General features: G+C 71.4%; 16 protein-coding genes and 1 pseudogene. 7 read left to right on the forward strand and 10 right to left on the reverse strand.

What is annotated here, in order from left to right; all coding sequences use genetic code 11:
• Positions 1–22: 22 nt before the first annotated feature.
• From OG735_RS06675 to OG735_RS06685, 3 genes are all read right to left on the reverse strand, one after another.
• On the reverse strand, positions 23–922 hold the full coding sequence (locus OG735_RS06675; protein ID WP_327322202.1) for a hypothetical protein: 900 nt from the start codon (positions 920–922) through the stop codon (positions 23–25).
• 187 nt (positions 923–1,109) lie between these two features.
• Complete coding sequence (locus OG735_RS06680) at positions 1,110–2,636, reverse strand: hypothetical protein (RefSeq protein ID WP_327322203.1); 1,527 nt, start codon at positions 2,634–2,636, stop codon at positions 1,110–1,112.
• A gap of 61 nt (positions 2,637–2,697) precedes the next feature.
• Entirely contained in the window at positions 2,698–3,414 is a 717-nt protein-coding gene (locus OG735_RS06685; protein WP_327322204.1) for a GntR family transcriptional regulator, read from the reverse strand.
• A 161-nt stretch (positions 3,415–3,575) separates the two neighbouring features.
• On the opposite strand from OG735_RS06685, the gene OG735_RS06690 reads away from it, so the two are divergent.
• The 5 genes from OG735_RS06690 to OG735_RS06710 are packed head-to-tail and all read left to right on the forward strand — an operon-like array spanning position 3,576 to position 7,927.
• Positions 3,576–4,853, forward strand: coding sequence for an MFS transporter (locus tag OG735_RS06690; protein ID WP_327322205.1), 1,278 nt, complete (start codon positions 3,576–3,578; stop codon positions 4,851–4,853).
• Positions 4,850–5,653, forward strand: coding sequence for a putative hydro-lyase (locus OG735_RS06695; protein ID WP_327322206.1), 804 nt, complete (start codon positions 4,850–4,852; stop codon positions 5,651–5,653). The genes OG735_RS06690 and OG735_RS06695 overlap by 4 nt, the downstream gene beginning before the upstream one ends.
• 20 nt (positions 5,654–5,673) lie before the next feature.
• The gene (locus OG735_RS06700) at positions 5,674–6,438 is read left to right on the forward strand and encodes a LamB/YcsF family protein (protein ID WP_327322207.1); all 765 of its coding nucleotides are present in this window, start codon (positions 5,674–5,676) and stop codon (positions 6,436–6,438) included.
• Positions 6,435–7,064, forward strand: a complete 630-nt coding sequence (pxpB, locus tag OG735_RS06705) for a 5-oxoprolinase subunit PxpB (protein ID WP_327322208.1) — start codon at positions 6,435–6,437, stop codon at positions 7,062–7,064. Before OG735_RS06700 ends, pxpB begins: the two co-directional genes overlap by 4 nt.
• Positions 7,061–7,927, forward strand: a complete 867-nt coding sequence (locus OG735_RS06710; RefSeq protein WP_327322209.1) for a biotin-dependent carboxyltransferase family protein — start codon at positions 7,061–7,063, stop codon at positions 7,925–7,927. The genes pxpB and OG735_RS06710 overlap by 4 nt, the downstream gene beginning before the upstream one ends.
• 113 nt (positions 7,928–8,040) lie before the next feature.
• Here OG735_RS06710 and OG735_RS06715 read toward each other — a convergent pair whose 3' ends face one another.
• The 7 genes and pseudogenes from OG735_RS06715 to OG735_RS06740 all read right to left on the reverse strand — a co-directional run bounded on the left by OG735_RS06715 (position 8,041) and on the right by OG735_RS06740 (position 14,073).
• Positions 8,041–8,436, reverse strand: coding sequence for a hydantoinase B/oxoprolinase family protein (locus OG735_RS06715; protein ID WP_442812386.1), 396 nt, complete (start codon positions 8,434–8,436; stop codon positions 8,041–8,043).
• Positions 8,437–8,515: 79 nt separating this feature from the next.
• A pseudogene (locus OG735_RS41860) lies at positions 8,516–8,638 on the reverse strand (hydantoinase/oxoprolinase N-terminal domain-containing protein); the annotation flags it as partial.
• Complete coding sequence (locus tag OG735_RS06720) at positions 8,635–9,618, reverse strand: SGNH/GDSL hydrolase family protein (protein WP_327322210.1); 984 nt, start codon at positions 9,616–9,618, stop codon at positions 8,635–8,637. The gene OG735_RS06720 and the pseudogene OG735_RS41860, both read right to left, overlap by 4 nt.
• Complete coding sequence (locus tag OG735_RS06725) at positions 9,615–10,775, reverse strand: glycosyltransferase (RefSeq protein WP_327322211.1); 1,161 nt, start codon at positions 10,773–10,775, stop codon at positions 9,615–9,617. Before OG735_RS06725 ends, OG735_RS06720 begins: the two co-directional genes overlap by 4 nt.
• Positions 10,772–11,896: a glycosyltransferase family 4 protein gene (locus OG735_RS06730; RefSeq protein ID WP_327322212.1), complete on the reverse strand. Its 1,125-nt coding sequence runs from the start codon at positions 11,894–11,896 to the stop codon at positions 10,772–10,774. The genes OG735_RS06725 and OG735_RS06730 overlap by 4 nt, the downstream gene beginning before the upstream one ends.
• Before the next feature lie 109 nt (positions 11,897–12,005).
• Entirely contained in the window at positions 12,006–13,424 is a 1,419-nt protein-coding gene (locus OG735_RS06735) for a HEAT repeat domain-containing protein (RefSeq protein ID WP_327322213.1), read from the reverse strand.
• A gap of 256 nt (positions 13,425–13,680) precedes the next feature.
• Positions 13,681–14,073: an ankyrin repeat domain-containing protein gene (locus tag OG735_RS06740; RefSeq protein WP_327322214.1), complete on the reverse strand. Its 393-nt coding sequence runs from the start codon at positions 14,071–14,073 to the stop codon at positions 13,681–13,683.
• Between the two features lie 296 nt (positions 14,074–14,369).
• Here OG735_RS06740 and OG735_RS06745 point away from each other — a divergent pair, with 296 nt between their 5' ends.
• Positions 14,370–14,564, forward strand: coding sequence for a hypothetical protein (locus tag OG735_RS06745; protein ID WP_327322215.1), 195 nt, complete (start codon positions 14,370–14,372; stop codon positions 14,562–14,564).
• Between the two features lie 72 nt (positions 14,565–14,636).
• Positions 14,637–16,187, forward strand: a complete 1,551-nt coding sequence (locus tag OG735_RS06750) for an ATP-binding protein (RefSeq protein ID WP_327322216.1) — start codon at positions 14,637–14,639, stop codon at positions 16,185–16,187.
• The last annotated feature ends 66 nt before the right edge of the window (positions 16,188–16,253 follow it).

A 16,253-nucleotide genomic window follows, 5' to 3' on the forward strand; every position in this document is an offset into this window, starting at 1 on the left:
TCGTCTTCGGCAGGTGGCAGGGTCAGGCGTGGAAGGGCAGACCGGCGTCGGCGGTCAGCTCCAGGTCGTCCGCGTCGGTGGGCGGCACGAGCGTGGCGGTCCCGTCGCTGACCGGTACGACGCCGAGCTCGAGCAGTTCGGCCATGGCCGAGCTGCCCGCCATGTCGCGTACCTGCAACTGGTAGCGGGCGGTGGTGCGGTATGCGCCTCCGGCGTCGTCACCGGTGCGCTGCAGGAAGCCCGAGTCGGTGAGGAAGGCGACGGCCTTGCCGACGATGCCGGTGGTGGATCCGGCGAGACGGCGCGCGTCCTTGGTGGCGCCGGTGGCGCTGCGCCGTGCGTAGATCCGCCAGGCCGCTTCCAGGCCTGGGGCTTCGGTGGCGGGGTCGGTGTTCTCGCCCTGCTCCTCGGCGCGCTCCTCGAGGCGGCGGCAGGCCTGGCGGACGAAGGCATCGACGCCGTTGACGGTGATCCGGCCGATGTATCCGTCGTCGGCGAGGTCTTCGGGGCGCGGGAACGCCATGGCGGCGACGGCGAGATGTGCCAGGCCGTGCAGGAAGCGGTCGGCGGAGTCGGCGGACGCGCGCCGGGCGTAGTCGCCCATGCGGACGGCGAAGACCGAGTCCTCACCTGCGGCCACGGCCATGCCGGCGCGCGTGGAGACTTCGAGGACGACGAGGCCGAGGCCGGTGGCGACAGCGTCGGCGAGCCGGGCGAAGGCGGCGTCTTCGCGGTAGCGGCGCAGCAGTTCGGCGTACTCGGCGTCGCGTGCGGGCAGCAGCTTGGGCTGCAGCCCGAAGGAGACGAGTCGGGCGGCGTCGGCCGCGTCGGCGGGCGTGACCGCGGTCGGGGTGGCCGGGCCCGACTCCTCATGGACGTCCGCCTCACGCCACTCGTGCTGTTCGGCGTGGTGGTCGGTCACTGGTGCTCCTTGCTGCGGAAGAGGTGAAGGGGTGGCCAGGGGCCCTTCGGGCCTGTCCTCAGTCGCCGGACGGGCTGGAGGATCAGCCCCTCCGGCGTTTGAGGAGCGGGGCTTGGGGCGGAGCCCCAACAGGTGCCTCTCCGGCGGTTGAGGAGCGGGGTCCGGGGCGGAGCCCCGGTACTGGTATTCACGCGGCCTCCGTGCGGTCCGCCGCCATGCCCGCCGCGTCCAGCAGTGCCGTGCCCACGATCAGGTCGGCGCCGCCGAACTCCGGGTCGTCCAGCTCGGTGCCGTCGTCGACGGCGAACAGCAGGCGCTCCTCGCCCTGCCGGTAGGCGGTACCGACCGGTGGGCTCGCCGCGTGCACGGCCAGCAGCGCGACCAGATACGGCAGTTCGGGGTCGCGGCGGCGGGCCTCGGCGAGCAGGCCGGAGAGCCGGCGCGGTGCGTCGTGCTCCAGGTCGAGCAGCTCCATCGCGCTCGCGAGCTGCTCGTCGCTGAACCGGCTGTCGTCCGGGGTGGCGATCAGATCGGGCTCGGGCATCTCCGCGCCCAGATGCTCGCGCTCCACCGGCGGGGTCAGCAGCATGTCGACCAGATCACCGACCCGTACGGACGACGGCGTGCGCAGCCCGGTGCCGCGCGCGAAGAATGCGTCCGTGACGCGGATCGCCGCTTCCAGGGGCAGCGGCAGCAGCGGGGCAACGAGCTGCCCGTACAGATCGAGTCCGGAGCGCGCGGTGGGCCGGGCGAAGGCCTGGCGGTCCTGCTCGGCGCGGAACAGCGGGCCGGCCTCCAGCAGCCGGGACTGCAGCTGGGTGTGGCGGCGGATGCAGTCCTTGACTATGTCGACCAGCTCGGCGGCGCGCCGCTTGTGCTCCGGGTCCTCGGCCTCGTCGCGTGCCTTGCGGATGTTGGTGAGGATCGCGTTCTCATGGCGGTAGCGGTCGGCGACATGGTCGAGCGCCTCGGCGATCATGTCGGGGACGGCGTTCAGCCAGTCGACGGCCCGCACATTGCGGCGGGTCGCTTCCAGGGTCCTGCGCAGTGTCTCGGCGTACTGCACGGTGCGGTACCTGGCCTGCTCGGCGGCGAGCTGGGCGTCGGCGAGCCTGCCGCGGCTGATCAGGACCTCCAGCTTCACCTCGGCCGCGATCTGCGCGCTGGTGACGTCCGTGTCGAGCGCGCCGACCAGGACGTTGACCGCTTCGTCGGTCGTACGGAGATAGACGCTGCCGCCGTATCCCGGGACTTCCTCGATGAGCTTGAAGTCGTAGTCACGGCGGGTGTAAACGCCGTCGGGTCCGAAGGTGCCGTACACCGCGCGGAATCCGCGGTCCACGCTGCCGACGTTGATCAGGTTCTCCAGCACCCAGCGGGCGACGCGCTCATGCTCGGCGACCGGGCGCCGCGGGGCCTGGGCCGCGACGCGCAGCAGCAGCCTGGCCACTATCTGGTCATGGTCGGCGCCGGTGTCGAAGTCCATGTTCAGTGTGACGAGGTCGATGGCCGCGAGGGCGACCTCCGCCATCGCGTAGACCGAGTACTCGCCCGCGAGATTGGCCTTGCGCACGTCGAGATCGTGCAGCGGCGCGGTACACGCGAGCGCGCGCAGCCGCCGCGCGAGCCCTTCGTCGGCGGCCGGGCCCTGTGCGGGCCTCGGCCCCGCGCTGAGCTGGGGCGGAACGAAGTCCGTCGAGGCAGGCGAAGTCACGCTGCACAGATTAGGTCCTCGCACTGACAACGGTCGAAACGGCGCAGAAGCGACCGTCCGGCTACGCTCCGTCCTCGTCCGGTTCGTCGACCAGATGCGCGTATGTCTCCACCATCTGCGTGCGTGAGTCGTCGAGGTAGTCGGCGAGCAGCCGTTCGGCGCCCGACCGGTCGCCGGCCCGCAGCGCTTCGAGGATGGCCCGGTTGCGTACGAGATAGGGCTGGTGCAGCCGCCGTGGATCGTCCACCACATGGAACGCGAGCCGCAGTTCGGCCAGCACGCTGCGCATCAGCTCGTCGGTGCGGGCGCTGCCGGCCAGCGCGACGAGTTCGCGATGGAAGTGGATATTGGCCGTGGAGACGCCTTGCCAGTCGTGCTCGCGCTCCGACCGCTCGCCGCCCGCGACCGCCGTTTCGAGCGTGTCCAGTGCGTACGGTGGCTCACCGAGCCCGTGCACGACGGCGCATTCGACGAGCTGCCGGGTGCGGCAGATGTCCACGACGTCCTGGACGGCGAGCATCCGCACGAACACCCCGCGGTTGAGCTGGTGCTCGAGCAGCCGCTCATGGGTGAGCAGCCGGAACGCTTCGCGAAGTGTGTTGCGCGAAACGCCGAGCGCCTTTCCGATGCTGTCCTCGGAGAGCCGTTCCCCCGGCGGGAAGTAGCCCTCCGCGATGCGGGTGCGCAGGATGTCCGCGACCCGCTCCGCCGTGCTGGTGCGGCCCAACAGCGGGCGGTCGTCCGCCAGTCCACCGATCTCGGGCTCCGTCGTCCCCACAACGCCCTCTCTCCCTCGCCGGCCGCTCCGGCCGCCGCGCGAGCTCCATCGTAGAAGGAAGAACGACCCCACATAACTCTTGTCGGATCGTTCAACAATCCTCTACCTTGACATCACCGTACAGTCTCGACAGCACTCTCCTCCCCCTCTGCGAGGTGCAGATGAGCACGACCCAGACCCAGCCGAAGCAGGGCGAACTCCCCGAGGACACCGGCGCGTTCGCATGGCTGCGGGCACTCGGGCCGCGCGGCCGCCGCGCCTTCGGCGGCGCGTTCGGCGGCTACGCCCTCGACTCCTACGACTACTTCACACTGCCGCTGAGCATGGTGGCGATCTCCGCGTACTTCGGTCTCGACAACGGACAAACCGGACTTCTCACCACCGTCACCCTGGTCGTCTCCGCGGTGGGCGGCGCGCTCGCCGGCATCCTCGCCGACCGGATCGGCCGGGTGAAGGCCCTGATGATCACGGTGATCACCTATGCGGTGTTCACCGTCCTGTGCGGCTTCGCCCCCAACTACGAGACGCTGCTGGTCTTCCGCGCCCTGCAGGGTCTCGGCTTCGGCGGCGAGTGGGCGGTCGGCGCGATCCTGGTCGCCGAGTACGCCTCCGCCAAGCACCGCGGCCGCACACTCGGCGCCGTCCAGAGCGCGTGGGCGGCCGGCTGGGCGCTCGCCGTCATCGTCTACACCCTGGTCTTCCAGTTCCTCGACGCGGACACCGCCTGGCGCGTGATGTTCTGGACGGGCGCCCTGCCCGCCCTGTTGGTCATCTATGTACGGCGGAGTGTCAGTGACGCCCCCACAGCGGCCGAGCGACGCCGTGCCAGCACCGAGCGCGGGACCTTCTCCACCATCTTCAAGAAGGATCTGCTGCGTACGACGTTCTTCGCGACGCTGCTCTCCACCGGCGTCCAGGGCGGCTACTACACGCTCGCCACCTGGGTACCCACGTATCTCAAGACCGAGCGGGGGCTCACCGTCGTCGGCACCGGCGGCTATCTGACCTTTCTGATCTCCGGGTCCTTCATCGGCTATCTCACGGGCGGCTATCTCACCGACCGGATCGGCCGGAAGAAGAACATCACGCTCTTCGCCGTGCTGTCCGCCATCGGGATCCTCGCCTACACGAGCATCCCTTCCGGAGCGAACGGTCTGCTGCTGGTCCTCGGCTTCCCGCTCGGATTCTGCATGTCCGCGATCTTCAGCGGCTTCGGGTCGTTCCTCAGCGAGCTGTATCCGACGGCCGTACGAGGCACTGGCCAGGGCTTCACGTACAACAGTGGCCGTGCCGTGGGCGCGTTCCTGCCCACCCTGGTCGGCTTCCTGTCCGACAGCTGGGGAGTGGGCGGCGCGCTCGTCCTCGGCGCCGTCGGCTACGGCCTGGCAGTGGTGGCTCTGCTCGGCCTGCCCGAGACCCGCGGGAAGGAGCTGGTGTGATCCGCAACCTGGAGCGCGTCGACGGGCACGCATGGAGCCCGGTTGAGGCCCGTGAGCAATTCCGTTCCGGAGTGGGCGGGCCGACCGCGGGCCTGGCACCCGGCCACACACAGGCGAACCTGATCTCGGTCCCCGCCGACTGGGCCTACGACATGCTGCTGTTCTGTCAGCGCAACCCGAAGCCCTGTCCGGTACTCGACGTCACCGAAGCCGGTGCCTGGTCGACGCAGCTCGCGCCGGACGCCGATCTGCGCACCGATCTCCCCGGCTACCGCGTGTGGGAGCACGGCGAACTCGTCGACGAACCCACGGACGTTGTGGAGCGCTGGCGCGATGACCTGGTGTCGTTCCTCATCGGCTGCAGTTTCACCTTCGAGTGGATGCTCTCCGAGTCCGGGGTTCCGATGCGCCATGTCGAGCAGGGCCGCAATGTCCCGATGTACGTCACCGATCGCCCATGCCGCGCCGCGGGGCGGCTGCACGGGCCCATGGTGGTGTCGATGCGCCCCGTGCCGCCCGAGCACATCGACACGGCGGTCAGAGAGAGCGCCATGATGCCCGCGGTGCACGGTGGTCCGGTGCACCAAGGCGACCCGGCGGGACTCGGCATCGAGGACCTCGGCCGCCCCGACTTCGGCGATCCGGTGGACGCGGAGCCCGGCGACATCCCGGTGTTCTGGGCGTGCGGGGTCACGCCGCAGGCGGCGGTGATGGCCTCGCGGCCGCCGTTCGCGATCACCCACGCGCCGGGGCAGATGTTCATCACGGATGCCCGCGACGCGCAGTACCGCGTGGCCTGACGAGCAGGAATGAGGAGCACATGACCTGGGCGTCGATCGATCTCAACGCCGACCTCGGCGAGGGCTTCGGCCGCTGGCGGCTGACCGACGACGAACAGCTGCTGTCCGTCGTCACCAGCGCCAATGTCGCCTGCGGCTTCCACGCCGGGGACGCGGTCACCATGCGGCGCGTCTGCGAACTCGCCGCCGGCCGCTCGGTGCGGATCGGCGCCCAGGTCTCGTACCGCGATCTGGCCGGCTTCGGACGGCGCTCCATGGACGTCCCGCCGGACGAGCTGGCCGCCGAGATCGCGTACCAGATAGGGGCGTTGGAGATCTTCGCCAAGGCTGCCGGGTCCCGTGTCTCGTACGTCAAACCGCACGGCGCTCTCTACAACCGTGTCGTGCACGACGAGGAGCAGGCAGCAGCCGTCGTCGAAGGCGTGCTGCTGTCCGGCGAGCGGCTGCCGCTGCTCGGACTGCCCGGCTCGAAACTGCACACCATGGCGGAGAAGGCCGGACTGCCCGCCGTCTCCGAGGCGTTCGCCGACCGCGCGTACACCGCGGAGGGCACGCTGGTGCCGCGTGGACAGGACGGTGCGGTCCTCAGCGATCCGGCCGCGGTCGTCGCACGGTCCGTCAGCATGGCCAGGTTCGGCGTGGTCACCTCGCGGTGCGGACAGTCGGTATCGGTACGTGCCCGCTCGCTCTGTCTGCACGGCGACACCGAGGGGGCCGTCGCTCTTGCCCGCCGGGTGCGGCGGCAACTGGAAACCGTGGGCGTCCGTGTGGAGGCTTTCGTATGAGGGCCCTGCCGGTCGGCGACCGGGCGCTCCTCGTCGAGCTGAACGACGGGGACGAAGCCGGGGCGCTCCATGCCGAACTGCTGCGCCGCCGCGCCGCCGGCACCCTTCCGGCGATCCAGGAGATCGTGCCCGCGGCCCGGACCGTGCTGCTCGACGGGCTCGACGAGCCGGGCAGCTTCGCGCGCGAGCTCGCGGAGTGGCAGATTCCGGCGCTCCACGCGCGCGTGCAGGACGCGATCGAGATTCCCCTCCGCTACGACGGGCCCGATCTGGCGGATGTCGCGGCGCTGTGGCAGGTGGCGGAGGAGGACGTCGCGGACATCCACTCGACGGCTGAATACCGGGTCGCCTTCTGCGGGTTCGCACCCGGCTTCGGCTATCTGACCGGGCTTCCGCAGCCGTACGCGGTGCCGCGCAGAGCCACCCCGCGCACCTCCGTACCGGCCGGGGCAGTCGCGCTGGCCGGGCCGTACACCGGCGTGTATCCGCGCTCCTCTCCCGGCGGCTGGCAGTTGATCGGGACGACGGACACGGTGCTGTGGGACCCGGCGCGGGAGCCCGCCGCGCTGCTCTCGCCGGGGACGCGGGTGCGGTTCGTGCCGGAGCGCGCCGGGATCCGCCGATGACCGACAGGGCCTTCGCGGTCGTACGAGCCGGGGCGCTGACCACCGTGCAGGACCTGGGGCGACCCGGGCACGCCCACCTCGGAGTGCCACGCTCCGGTGCGCTCGATCCGTACTCCGGCCGCCTCGTCAACCGGCTGGTGGGCAATGCGGAGAGTGCCGCGGTCCTGGAGACCACCCTCAACGGGTGTGCGGTGCGGCCGCGTTGCGCGGTGACCGTGGCCGTCGGCGGCGCACACTGCCAGGTCACAGTCGACCGGCGGCCGGTGGCCTGGGGCGCGCCGGTGCGGGTAGCCGCGGGCTCGGTGCTGGAGACCGGCCCGGCGCTTTGCGGCGTACGCACCTATGTGGCCTTCGCCGGCGGGATCGCGGTCGATCCGGTGCTGGGCAGCCGCTCCACCGATCTGCTCTCCGGGCTCGGTCCCGCACCGCTCACGGACGGCGCCGTACTGCCGCTCGGTAAGCCGGCCGGTCCGCCGGCGCGGGTCGACGGCGGCGTGCCGTGGCCCGCCCCACCGGCCGAGCTGGTGCTGCGGGTGCGGCTCGGGCCGCGCGCCGACTGGTTCACGGACGCGGCCCCGCGCACGCTGGCCCGTGGCGCGTACCGGGTGTCGTCGGCGAGCAATCGCATCGGGCTGCGTACCGAGGGGCCTTCGCTGGAGCGGGCGGTGACCGGTGAACTCCCCAGCGAGGGCATGGTGCTGGGAGCCGTGCAGGTGCCGCCGGACGGCCGCCCGGTGGTCTTTCTCGCCGACCATCCCACCACCGGCGGCTATCCGGTGGTGGCGGTCGCCGACAAACGGGATCTCGCTGCGGCGGCGCAGGCGGTGCCGGGCGTTCGTGTGCGTTTCGTCCCCGTGCGCTAATGGTTCGCTGACTGGAAAGCTCAGCCTCGCCGGCGATTGAGGCGCGGGGGTCCGGGGGCGGAGCCCGGAGCTACGGCGAGGGAGCACCGTACCTCCCGCCCCCGGTGTGCTCATCACCAGCACGTCCCCCAGGGCCGACATCCACCGCGTCGACGCCGTCCAACCTCGTCACGCTGCCGTCGGCCCGCTCGACAGGGTTGCTGCCCAGCGCGCCCGGCCCGCCGCCCGCGATCCCATACGGCGGGATGCGGCGGTGCCCCCGTGAGCAACGCCACCGTCATCGGCTCGAGGAAACGGATTCTGCGGACGACTCCGCGGCCGCCGCTCCAGCGGCCGCGGCCACCGCTGCCTTTCCGTACGGCAAAGGCGTTCACGCGCACCGGACAGCGCCACTCCAGCACTTCGGGATCGGTGAGGCGGGAGTTGGTCATATGGGTCTGTACGGCGTCGGCCCCGTCGAAGCCGTCGCCCGCGCACGAGCCGCTGGCGACCGTCTCGTAGTACTGCACACGGTCGTTGCCGAAGGTACCGGGACGGTCTCGTCCGTGCCGACGCCGAGCAGCAGCCTGACCCGGCGACGGCCGCGTCCCGGTACCGCCCCGGGTTGTGCGAGAGCAGTTTGCGGGTCACGAGCCGTCCGTCCGGGAGTCGGCCCACGATGTCGGTGAAGGTGCCGCCACGGTCGATCCAGAACTCCCAGGGCCCGCTCATTCCCCCATTCCCGCCAGGGGAACGTCCAGTGACACGGCAGCCAGCGCGGAGGAGAGCGCATGCTCGGCGCTGTGGTCCAGGCGTGCGCTGGTGCCACGCGCCCAGTGCCGTACCTCCGCTCCGGCCATCCGCAGCAGCTGCGGCAGCAGATCGGTACACCGGCGCGCCACCCATCCGGTACCGGCCGTGGCGAGCCAGAGGAGCGACGCGGAGCGGGTCGGCGAGGGCTGATCGGGCTCGCTTCCGGGCGCGGCGCCGTGCGCGAGTCCCCGCGCGGCCAGCAGTTCATGGAAGCGGGCCGCGATCATCCGGTGCCCGCGCTCGCCCGGATGCAACCGGTCCGCGCTCCACATGGACCGGTCGGCGACCCAGGAGCCGTCGGCGACATGCAGATGTACGGCGCCGTAACGGGCGGACAGGGCGTGGACGACGGCGTTGACCGCCCGCTGGCGTCTGGCAAGGGGGCGCGCGAGCGGCACGGGCAGCCCGAGCATGGTGCCGGGGTCGGGCAGACAGGCGGTCAGCAGTACGGTGCCGCGCGCCGAGAGCGCCGCGCAGACCTCGTCCAGCCGCAGGGTGAGGGCCTCGATGTCGAAGGTGCAACGCAGGGTGTCGTTGACCCCGACGACGACGGAGGCGATGTCGGGGTCGTAAGCGAGTGCCTCGGGCGCCTGGCGCTCGGCGACGTCCTGAGTGAGGGCACCGCTGACGGCGAGGTTACGGAAGTGGGCGGGCGCGCCGGCCACGGAGAGCCCGCCGGCGAGCAGAGCGGCCCACCCTCGCCAGCTGTCGCCGACGCGATCGCCGACGCCTTCGGTGAGCGAGTCCCCGAGCGCGACGAAGCGGGGGGCACGCGGGGGCCCGGAGGCGTCCGAGGCGACGGCATCGAGCCCGGAAGCGCCCGGGGCGTCGCGCGCGCTCTCGGCGGTGTTCTCCGGAACCGGCTCGTCCACGACCGCGGTGCCCGGGCCGGCCGTCACGCCGCCACGCCCTCTCCGCGTGCCCGCTCACGTACCGGCGGGGCGTCGTGTGCCGACAGGAACGCCGACACCGACCGTTGCCAGTCGAAGAGTTCGGCCCGCGCCCTGGCCGCCGCGCGGCGGTCGGTTTCCGTGCGGTACAGCAGCCCCTGTACGGCATCCGCGAAGTCTTCCGGGGTGTCCGCGGCAGCCGCTCCCGCGTCCCCGATGACCTCAGGCAGCGCCGACGACGCGCTCGCGACCACCGGGGTGCCGCAGGCCAGCGCTTCCAGGGCCGACAGGCCGAACGTCTCCGCGGGCCCCGGTGCCAGGCAGAGGTCCGCCGCAGCCTGCAGGTCGGACACCGTTTCGCGGTCGCCGACATGGCCGAGGAAGACGGCGGGCAGCCGTTCCGCACGGGCCCGGCGCGCCAGCGCGGTCCGCAGCGGACCGTCGCCCGCGACCACCAGCGCGGCCCGTACGCCCCGCTTCCGCAGCTCGGCGAGCGCGTCCAGGGCCATTCCCGGGCGCTTCTCCACCGACAGCCGGGAGCAGAGCAGCAGAAGCACCTCGGCCCCCGCGGCGTACTTCGCGCGCAGGACCGTGCTGCGCCTGCCCGGCCGGCAGCGGAGCAGGTCCACGCCGAGCGGGGCGCGCACCACATTGCGCGCTCCGATGCGGACGAATTCCCGCTCCGCCCACTCCGTCGTGCACACGATCCGCGAATACGCCCATGCGGTACGGCGGTTGAGCCGGTCCGCGGTGCGCCCGGCGGCTCCCTCCGACAGCCCCCAGGTCCTCAGCACCCCGTCGGCCGTCTCGTGCGAGACCATCACCGAGGGGACGCGGTTGCGCCGCGCCCACTCCCCCGTCCACCGAAGCGTCGTGCGGTCGGAGACCTCGAGCCGGTCGGGCTCGATGGTTTCCAGGACCTGCCGCAGCCGCCGCCGGCCGGCCAGCACCCGGTAACCGCCGGTGCCGGGAAGCTCTGGTCCCGGCAGGGTGATCACCCGGCCCTGCGGGGTGAGCCGATCGCTCTCCAGATCGCCGGGAACGATCAGCACAGGCTCGTGCCCCGCCGCGAGATAGCCCTTGCCGAGCTCGCCGAGCGCGGTGCGCAGGCCGCCGGAGGACTGGGTGACGAAATTCGCCAGCCGTACGATTCGCAGCGCGTTCATGCCGCCACCGCCGTACGCGCGCCCAGCACCTCGGCGTAGTGGTCGAGCAGCAGGTCCCCGATGACGGCCCAGGTCCTGCCCTCGACGGCGGCCCGTCCCGCGTGGCCGTACGCGGCACGCACCCCGGCGTCGGCCACCAGGGTCGCGACCGCGGTCCGTACCGCGTCCACGTCCCGCGGTTCCACCAGCAGCCCGGTACGGCCGTGGTCGACCAGATCGAGCGGTCCGCCGGCGGCGGGCGCGATGACCGGTATCCCGCTCGCCATGGCTTCCTGCACGGTCTGGCAGAAGGTCTCGTACGGACCGGTGTGTGCGAAGACGTCGAGCGAGGCGAAGATCCGGGCGAGTTCGTCGCCGGTCCTGCGGCCGAGGAAGACGGCCCCGGGCAGCTCGCCGCGCAGCGATGGCTCGCTTGGCCCGTCGCCGACGACCACGACCCGTACGCCCGGCATACCGCAGACGCCGGCGAGGAGCTCGACATGCTTCTCGGGAGCGAGCCGGCCGACATAGCCGACGATCAGTTCACCGTTGGGGGCGAGGCTGCGCCGTAGCTCCTCGTCCCGCAGCTCCGGCCGGAATCGTGCGGTGTCGACGCCGCGCGGCCACAGCCGGACCCGCTCGACGCCATGTCCCTCCAGATCGCGGAGGGCGGCGGTGGACGGCGCGAGTGTGCGGTCCGCGGCGCTGTGCACGGCGCGGATGCGCCGCCAGGCGGCGCCCTCTCCCGCGCCGACATAGGTACGGGCGTAGCCCGCCAGGTCGGTCTGGTAGACGGCGACGGCCGGCAGGCCCAGCCGCGCCGCGGCCGCCATGCCGCGCACGCCGAGTACGAAGGGGCTGGCGAGGTGGACGAGGTCGGCCCGGTGGGCGGTGATGGCCGCCGCCACCCGGCGGCTCGGCAGAGCCACCCGCACCTGCGGGTATCCGGGCAGCGGCAGGGAGGGGACGCGCACCACGGGGCAGGGCGCGTTCGATTCGGAGCTGTCGGCCCCGGCGACTGCCGGGGCTATGACGAGCGGGTCATGACCGCGTGCGGCGAGATGCCGGGCGGTCTGCAGGGCGCAGTGCGCCACACCATTGACGTCGGGCGGGAAGGATTCGGTGACGATGACGACACGCATACCCGTGTTGTCGTCGTGCTCGGGGTGGAGCGGCCAACGTGGATCTTTCCGCCCGTGAAACGTCCCGTGAGCGTTTGTGACAGCGGCCCCGTCATCACAGGGCAGACAGTCACACGGCGGGCATATCCGGGCCGATTCTGCTCCGTACCGCGGTCTGTACCTCGGCCTCCTCGGCCGGGTCCGCGGCCAGCCTGCGCAGTCGCTCGGCGACCCGCACATCGCCGGTCTCGGCGTGCAGCGCGGCGACTTCTCTCGTGGTCTCCTCGCAGTCCCACAGACATTCGACGGCGAATCCGGTGGGGAAGGAGGAGTCGGTGGCGGCGAGCGCGCGGGCCGCGCGCCCGCGGAGCTGGGAAGAAGCGGTCTCCCGGTACACATGGCGCAGTACGGGTGCGGCGCAGGCGATACCGAGCCGTCCCGCCCCGTCGACGAGTGTCCACAGCGGCGGTGCGTCAGGACCGTCGGCGCGTACGGTCTCGCGCAGGGCGCCCAGTACCAGCTTGGCGTCCTTGGCGCTGCCCCGGCAGGCGAGCACACCCGCCGCTGACGCCCCGAGCGCGTCGGGCCGGTGCACCCAGCCGCGCGCCCGGTCGACCGCCTCGTCGCCGCACATCCGCTCGAATGCGGAGACAGCGGCGTCGGCGACGGCACGAGAGCCGCTGAGCGTCGCGGCCTCGATCAGATTGAGGACGACCGGGTCCCGTGATTCGGCGAGATAGTGCAGGGCGGCACAGCGCGCGCCGTCGGGCCCCTGACGTGCGGCTTCGACGATGAGCGGCCGGTCGTCGGGTCCGGCAACGGCGGACAGGCAGCGGGCGGCGGGCACATGGAGGGCGCTGCCGCGCTCCAGGCCCTGCTCGGCCCAGTCGAAGACTGCCTGGACGCTCCATCCGGGCCGGGGCCCGGTGGGCCGCATCTGGCGCTGCCAGCGGTCGAAGGAGCCTGCCTCCTGTGCTGCCCGCACGCGGGTGCCGACGGCGTCCCGCTGGTCCTCCGCCCACAGCCGCCACGGACGCGGTTCGAAGGCGTCCCGTACAGCGACGGCAAGTTCGGCGTCACCCTCCGGAGTGGCCGGGAAACGGGCGAGAACCGAGGTGGCCAGCGCCCGCAGACCCGAGTCGTTGTCGCGCAGGGCGAGCTCGTCGAGGGCCCAGGCCCAGTTGGCTCCGCTCGCGGCGTATCTGCGCAGCAGGGCGAGGGCGTCGCCCCTGCCGTACGAGGCGAGGTGCCCGAGCACCGCGAGCGCGAGGCCGGTCCTGGCCTCGTCGGTGTCGAGGTGGTCGTCGGTGTCCCAGAGGTGCCGCTCGATCTCCTCGAGACTGCCGTGGAGATCCAGGTAGAGGCGTGCGTAGTACAGCGAGCGGTTCTCGACCTGCCAGTCGTGGCGGGGATCGCTCAGTACGCAGTGGTTGAGGGCCGCGAGCGCTTCGGCGCGCGGCGCGGCGAGCGCGTGCAGCGTGCCGTCACCGCGGCCTCTCTGCAGCAGGCCGAGCAGCGTACCGCTCGGCGCTATGACTGGATCGAACATGGGGAAAGCCTCACATCAAGCTGTCGACGCAACCGGGGGGTGGAGGTGCCTAGGCCGCGCAGCAACATGTAGGAGCGCCCGTCGTCTTCCGCTTGGTGTAGACCATCTTTGTCTGCCTCTCGTCTGTGGCCCCAGGGGAACTCCCGGATGAAGTCCGGGGTAGGGCCCGACGTCATGATGACCCACCCATTTCGCCACCGCGACCACATTTACGGCGTCCCTCCCAGAGGCTTCCCAACGGCCCCTCGGCAGCCGCTCAATGGCCGCCGAACAGCTCCAGGAGGTCTGTCTTCCCAAACATCCGCGCGGTATCCATCGCGGATGGAGTTCCGGCTTCCGGATCTGCTCCGCCGGCCAGCAGGGCGCGGATGACGGCGTCCTCACCCTTGAAGACGGCTCCGGCGAGCGGCGTCTGGCCGCGGTCGTTGGCCCGGTCCGGCTCCGCGCCGCGGGCGATGAGCGCCTCCACCGCGGAGGCGTGCCCGTGGTAGGCGGCCAGCATGACGAGGGTGTCCCCGCGGTCGTTGGTGAGGTTCGCCGGGACGCCTGCGTCGATGTACGCGGCGAGCGCCTCGGTCTCTCCCTGACGGGCCAGATCGAAGACCTTGGTCGCGAGCTCGATCACCTCGGGATCCGGGGCTTCGCTCATCGGACGGACCACCTTTCACCGCGTTGACCTGGAGCGCACGGCAAGAGCGGCCGTACGAGTGAATCGACAGGCTACTGCCCGCGCAGCGACATGACGCGGCAGGCCGGAGGCAAGGATCACCGCATGCGAGGCACTGTGCCGCGCAACCGAGCAGTGTGCCCCCCGAACGGTTCTCCAACGTCCTCCAGTGCAGTGAAATATGGAACATTTCACCCATTTGCACCTTTTATCACATGAGTACTTCCTGTGAGCATGGAAGAACTCATGGTGACCGTCCCTCGACCAGGAGAACTCTCATGATCCTTTCATGCTCAGGTGTCGTGCTGCTCGGAATCGTCGTCTTCCTCTTCGTCAGGAAGGACGGGCTCAAGACGTCCCACGGATTCACGTGCGCCCTCTTCGGCTTCTTCCTGGCGGGCACCGCCATCGCGCCCAGCGTCAAGGCCGGCACAGCGAGCCTCGCCAGTCTCCTGGGCGGGATCAAATTCTGACGCCCCCGCCCCGCTCAGCACCTCCAGCACCTCCAGCTCCATCAGCACCATCAGCACCTTCAGGAGACCGATGTGGCCCGGCGCCCACTCCCCCGCATTCTCAGCAGCGGCAGCGCACAGCTCGCCCGGAGCCGCGAGATCGCGCGCACGGCCGCCGACAGCGCCACGGACGTCCTTCATCCGCTGATCACGATCACCCGTGGTCTGCGGCAGCTGGCCGCCACGGCAGCGCGCAGGTGGGCCGCCACCCCCAAGGAACGGCGTGGTCCCGCGCTGTTCCTGATCGTGGGCTGCGGCCTGGTGGTCGTGCTCATCCCGTACGGGCCACTGGTCGCCCTGATCTCGGTGATGGCCGCGGCCGCCTGGAAGGGCCGGGTGCGTACGCCGGTGAGGACCGGGCCTGACGAAGCGGAGACCGGGCGGCTCCAGGCCCTCTACGAGGCGCTCGTGCCGTACTTCTCCGTCGCCGAGGACCCGGCTCCGCTGTTCGCCCACGGCGGCGAATGGAGCAAGGCCTTCAGCGGCTACGAATTCGACGGCAACGGACGCCTCACCCGGCTGTCGGTGAAGTACCCCGCCTACTTCACCGACGGCGAGTCCGAGTCCCGGGCCCGGATCGAGAAGCTGCTGCATGCCAAGTCCGGACGCGGCCGCGAGTATCTCTTCAACTGGGACGAGGAGGGCAACCAGCTCGTGATGAGCGTGCTCCCCGCACTGCCCACCTCCATCGCCGCCCAGCGTTTCGTCACCGTCCCCGGCGAAACCGTGCTGGGCTTCACCGACGCCGACGCGGTGCAGCGCACCGTGCCGGTGAAGGAGGGCGAGGAGACCAGGGACGCGCCACCCGTCGTCTGGCGTACGGGTCCGCGTTCGACGGAGCCGCATCTGCTGGTCGTCGGCGAGCCCGGCAGCGGCGCCACCACCCTGCTGCGCTCGATCGCTCTGCAGGCCCTGCAGCACGGAGACGTACTGATCATCGAGGGCAGCGGCACCGGTGAGTACGCCTGTCTGACGGGGCGGACAGGCGTACTGGCTCTGGAGTGCGGGCTGGCCGGAGCGCTGGCGGCCCTGGAGTGGGCGGCGCACGAGACCGAGCGCAGGCTGATCTCCGCCAACCGGGCCCGGCAGGCCGGGCACCCCGCACCCGAGGACACCAAACGGCCGTTGTGGATCCTGCTGGACCGCCCGAGCATCCTCGGCCATCTGGCGGCGGCCGACGGGCACCCCGATCCGCAGCAGCTACTGCAGGTACCACTGCGTCATGGCCGGGCGGCCCACGTGACGGTGGTCGTGGCCGAGCAGTTCGACAGCCTGGACGCGCTCACCGAGGCCGTACGGACGCATACGCGTGCCCGCGTGGTGCTGGGTCCTGCTACCTTCGAGCAGGTGGAGTCCGTGCTCGGCGTGGAGCCGCACACCACGCCGACGACCGAAGTGCCGTCCGGCCGGGGCTACGCACGGCTTGGTACGGGTTCGGTGCTCAGGCTGCAGGTGCCGGCGACCCCGGACCCGTACGACGAAACGACGAGCGAGGCGCACCGGCAGGCTGTGCTGGACCTGCTGCCGGAGAGGCCGGAGCGAGTCGAGGCGGCGGCCCCGGACCCCGTACCGGCCGAGGGCTGACGTTCATCGACCGACAGATGACAGATTTCGCCTGACGATGCAAAGGACGACAACTGACAGCTGACG

Source organism: Streptomyces sp. NBC_01210, from assembly GCF_036010325.1.
Classification (GTDB): domain Bacteria; phylum Actinomycetota; class Actinomycetes; order Streptomycetales; family Streptomycetaceae; genus Streptomyces.